This window comes from Microcoleus sp. A003_D6, from assembly GCF_036702825.1.
Lineage (GTDB): Bacteria > Cyanobacteriota > Cyanobacteriia > Cyanobacteriales > Microcoleaceae > Microcoleus.
The window spans coordinates 1-3167 of the sequence record NZ_JAUBWA010000255.1 but is presented as its reverse complement, the minus strand read 5'-3'; the positions used below and the strand labels follow the sequence as shown (position 1 = coordinate 3167).

The 3167-nt window shown below is 43.1% G+C and carries 8 protein-coding genes; all 8 read left to right on the top strand.

The window, feature by feature from the left end; translation table 11 throughout:
• Window positions 1–137: 137 nt before the first annotated feature.
• A complete protein-coding gene (locus QUB70_RS32105; protein ID WP_332985844.1) occupies window positions 138–749 on the top strand; it encodes a Uma2 family endonuclease in 612 nt (203 codons plus the stop codon).
• Between the two features lie 89 nt (window positions 750–838).
• Window positions 839–976, top strand: coding sequence for a BrnT family toxin (locus tag QUB70_RS32100; protein WP_332985845.1), 138 nt, complete (start codon window positions 839–841; stop codon window positions 974–976).
• A 50-nt stretch (window positions 977–1026) separates the two neighbouring features.
• Window positions 1027–1182 (top strand): BrnT family toxin, encoded by a 156-nt coding sequence (locus tag QUB70_RS32840; protein ID WP_442927862.1) that lies wholly within the window; start codon window positions 1027–1029, stop codon window positions 1180–1182.
• Window positions 1169–1414 (top strand): hypothetical protein, encoded by a 246-nt coding sequence (locus QUB70_RS32095; protein ID WP_332985843.1) that lies wholly within the window; start codon window positions 1169–1171, stop codon window positions 1412–1414. The genes QUB70_RS32840 and QUB70_RS32095 overlap by 14 nt, the downstream gene beginning before the upstream one ends.
• Window positions 1415–1484: 70 nt before the next feature.
• Entirely contained in the window at window positions 1485–2105 is a 621-nt protein-coding gene (locus QUB70_RS32090; RefSeq protein ID WP_332985842.1) for a Uma2 family endonuclease, read from the top strand.
• A 93-nt stretch (window positions 2106–2198) separates the two neighbouring features.
• The gene (locus tag QUB70_RS32085; protein ID WP_332985840.1) at window positions 2199–2573 is read left to right on the top strand and encodes a DUF433 domain-containing protein; all 375 of its coding nucleotides are present in this window, start codon (window positions 2199–2201) and stop codon (window positions 2571–2573) included.
• On the top strand, window positions 2570–2746 hold the full coding sequence (locus QUB70_RS32080; RefSeq protein WP_332985839.1) for a hypothetical protein: 177 nt from the start codon (window positions 2570–2572) through the stop codon (window positions 2744–2746). The genes QUB70_RS32085 and QUB70_RS32080 overlap by 4 nt, the downstream gene beginning before the upstream one ends.
• A 23-nt stretch (window positions 2747–2769) precedes the next feature.
• Complete coding sequence (locus QUB70_RS32075; RefSeq protein ID WP_332985838.1) at window positions 2770–2964, top strand: hypothetical protein; 195 nt, start codon at window positions 2770–2772, stop codon at window positions 2962–2964.
• Window positions 2965–3167 lie beyond the last annotated feature (203 nt).

Genomic DNA, 3167 nt, shown 5'->3' with positions numbered 1-3167 from the left:
TCTAAATTACGAAAGTGGCGGGGGAACTCCGTCACTCAAAAAAGCCTTTGAAAAAAAGGAAAAAGAAGCCTGCTGTCTAACTGTACTCAGTTGACCGTCAGGTTCGTTCACGGTCTAATTATTTAGGAGGTGCGATCGTGGTTATTACTCAAACCAACCCGCCAAATCTTGTTTCAGATGCGACAGCGACTGGCTTCACTCCAGATGAATACCGGGCGATCGAGGAAACCGCTGAAGAACGTCACGAATACTGTAACGGAGAAATTATTGCTATGTCAGGAGGTTCAGAAGTCCACAGTGCGATCGCCTGTAACTTGTTAATTTACCTGGGATTTTTACTGAGAGATACCGATTTTCGTTTGTATAATAGCGATTTGCGGGTTTGGATTCCCGAACATCGGTGCGGAACCTACACTGATTTGATGGTTGTCAATGGCGAACCAGAATTCAATGACGATCGCACGGATGAAATTCTCAATCCTTTACTGATTGTCGAAGTTCTTTCGCCCTCTACGGAAGCTTACGATCGAGGTGAAAAATTCAGAAAATATCGCTCTATTTCTAGTTTTTGTGAATATCTGCTGGTGAGTCAAACGGAACCATATATTGAGCAATATTACAATTGCGATCGGCCAAGTAACGATCGCTGGCAGTGGCAAGTGTACGATGGGATCGATCGGGCGATCGTCCTGCACAGCTTGAATATAGAGCTTCCGATGGCTGAAGTCTACCGCCGGATTAGTCTTTAAGGGCGATCGATCTTTCTCATCCCTCGGAGGTTAGCAATTGACAAACAAAAGCTGTTATTTATGGAATTTGATGGAATCCAGACAAAGCAATACTAAACCTTGAGAAACATGGTGTTTCGTTTCCAGAAGCCGCAACGGTATTTAATGACCCGCTATCTGTAACCTTTCCCGATTATCAGCATTCCATCGGAGAAAGTCACTACGTTATAATTGGCATATCTAGGTAAGCTAATCCGCATTTAAATTGCATAGTCAAATAAATTTTTACTCTTGTGGGGTGGGCATCCTGCCCGCCCTCAACATACAAATTAAATGCACAACAGCTTATGAGCAACTTTTAATTGTTGCACACACCGATCGAGGAGAAAAAGTACGAATCATTAGCGCCAGAAAAGCTACCCGCCAGGAGCAGAAGTTTTATGAAGAAGGATAAAGAGAACGAAATGGAAGACGACTTACTTGCTGAGTATGACTTTGCTCAGATGAAAGGAGGTGTTAAAGGTAAGTATGTTGAGCGATATCGTGCAGGGACAAACTTAGTGCTTTTAGACCCCGATATTGCCGAAGCTTTTCCTAATGATGCAGCAGTGAATGAGGCATTGAGGATGTTAATCGAGATTGCACAGCGTCAGCAGTCAAATACTGCGGTGCAGCGGACGGAATAAAAATCCTTGGTGAACTTTCGCCATTTTTCGACACTTTGTTTAACTAGAAATATAAGTTTAGGAGAAAGCTATGGTTACTCTAGTTCAAAACCCCACGGAAAACCCAACTGAAAATCAAGCTGAAACCCCACCGGAGCAAAAAATCTGGACTGATGCCGAATTCATGGCACTCAACCGAGATGGACACCGCTACGAAATTGTAAATGGAGAACTAATTGATATGGGAAACTCTGGTGCAAAACACGGTTATGTTGCCGTTATTTTGAGTGCTGCCTTATTTAACTGCGTATCAACGCGAAAATTAGGCGCGATTTTCGATTCCAGCACTGCTTTTAAGATGAAATCAGGAAATAAGCGATCGCCCGATGTTTCTTTCATGGCAAAAGAACGCCTGCAAGGGCTAGATGAGCTCCCCGACGGCTTTCTAGAAGGTGCGCCGGATCTGGCTGTAGAAATTTTATCTCCTAGCAATACAGTCGAAGAAATTCACAACAAACTTGTGGAATATTTCGATAATGGATCGCGTTTGGTTTGGGTGATTCATCCTAAAGAACAGTATGTTTTGGTGTATCGATCGGCCCTGGAGCCCGATCGCCTGCTGAAGTCTGCTGACTCGCTGGATGGCGAAGATATCGTCCCTGGCTTTACTCTGGCGGTTGCCGAGTTATTTCAAAAGCTTGATTTTTCATGAAAGGGCGATCGGACTCTCGAACATTGCTAATAGTATTGATAATTTGATTTAAGCAGCTAGGAAAATCTATCTCATTTCGAGGAGGCTATAACAATGACAACCATACCTAACGAACAAACAGCGATTATCCGTACAGAAAGAGGACTGTCCATCGCAGGTACGCGCATCACTATCTACGACATCATGGACTATGTGACGGCTCAATATCCGCCTAAGTTTATCAGGGGATTGTTTGACCTGACTGAGGAACAAATTAATGCAGCTTTAGCTTACATTGAGGCAAATCGCGATACTGTTGAAGCTGAGTATGAAATGGTTCTTAAAGAAGCTGAAGAACTGCGGCTTTATTATGAAGAAAAAAATCGCGATCTTATTGCTCGAATTGCTGCCCAACCACCAAAACCTGGTCAAGAAGCTATTCGAGCAAAACTTCAAGCAGCCAAGGCAAAACTTAAGTCTCAGCCATGAATTTTTTAGTCGATCATAATTTGAAAGGACACGCCGTACTTCTCTCAGGTAGCATTGTGAGTAGTGGCTGGCTAGATTGGGTACTCATTCGATTTATCACCTTTGATGAAATGAGCCTGCCGATCGATAGTGACGATCGGGTAGTTTGGCGGTTGGCTCAATCAAACAGATGATTTTGTTGACAGCGAATCGGAGTATGAAGGGCGAGAACTCTCTGGAACAAGTGATGCGGGAGGAAATTACTTCTACATCATTACCCGTGATTACTATTGGCGATGCTGACCGCTTGTTGAATGACTCTGAATATCGGCAGCGTTGTGCAATTCGTCTGGTTGAAATTGTACTCGATCTTAATATTTATATGGGTGTGACTCGGCTTTTCATCCCATGAGTCTGGGTCGAGATTGTTCAAGAAGTGCGATCGCACTCTATCATAACGTCATCAGCTAAAAATCCCAAAAGGAGATTGCTTTAATATGTTAACTAAATACATCCAAGCTGCCATGAAGCAAGCTAAATAGGGCTTGCTGAAAAAGTAAGAAAACAGCATTTAGAAAGATGAATGAACTCGCGAATCCCTTGATACTATAAGCT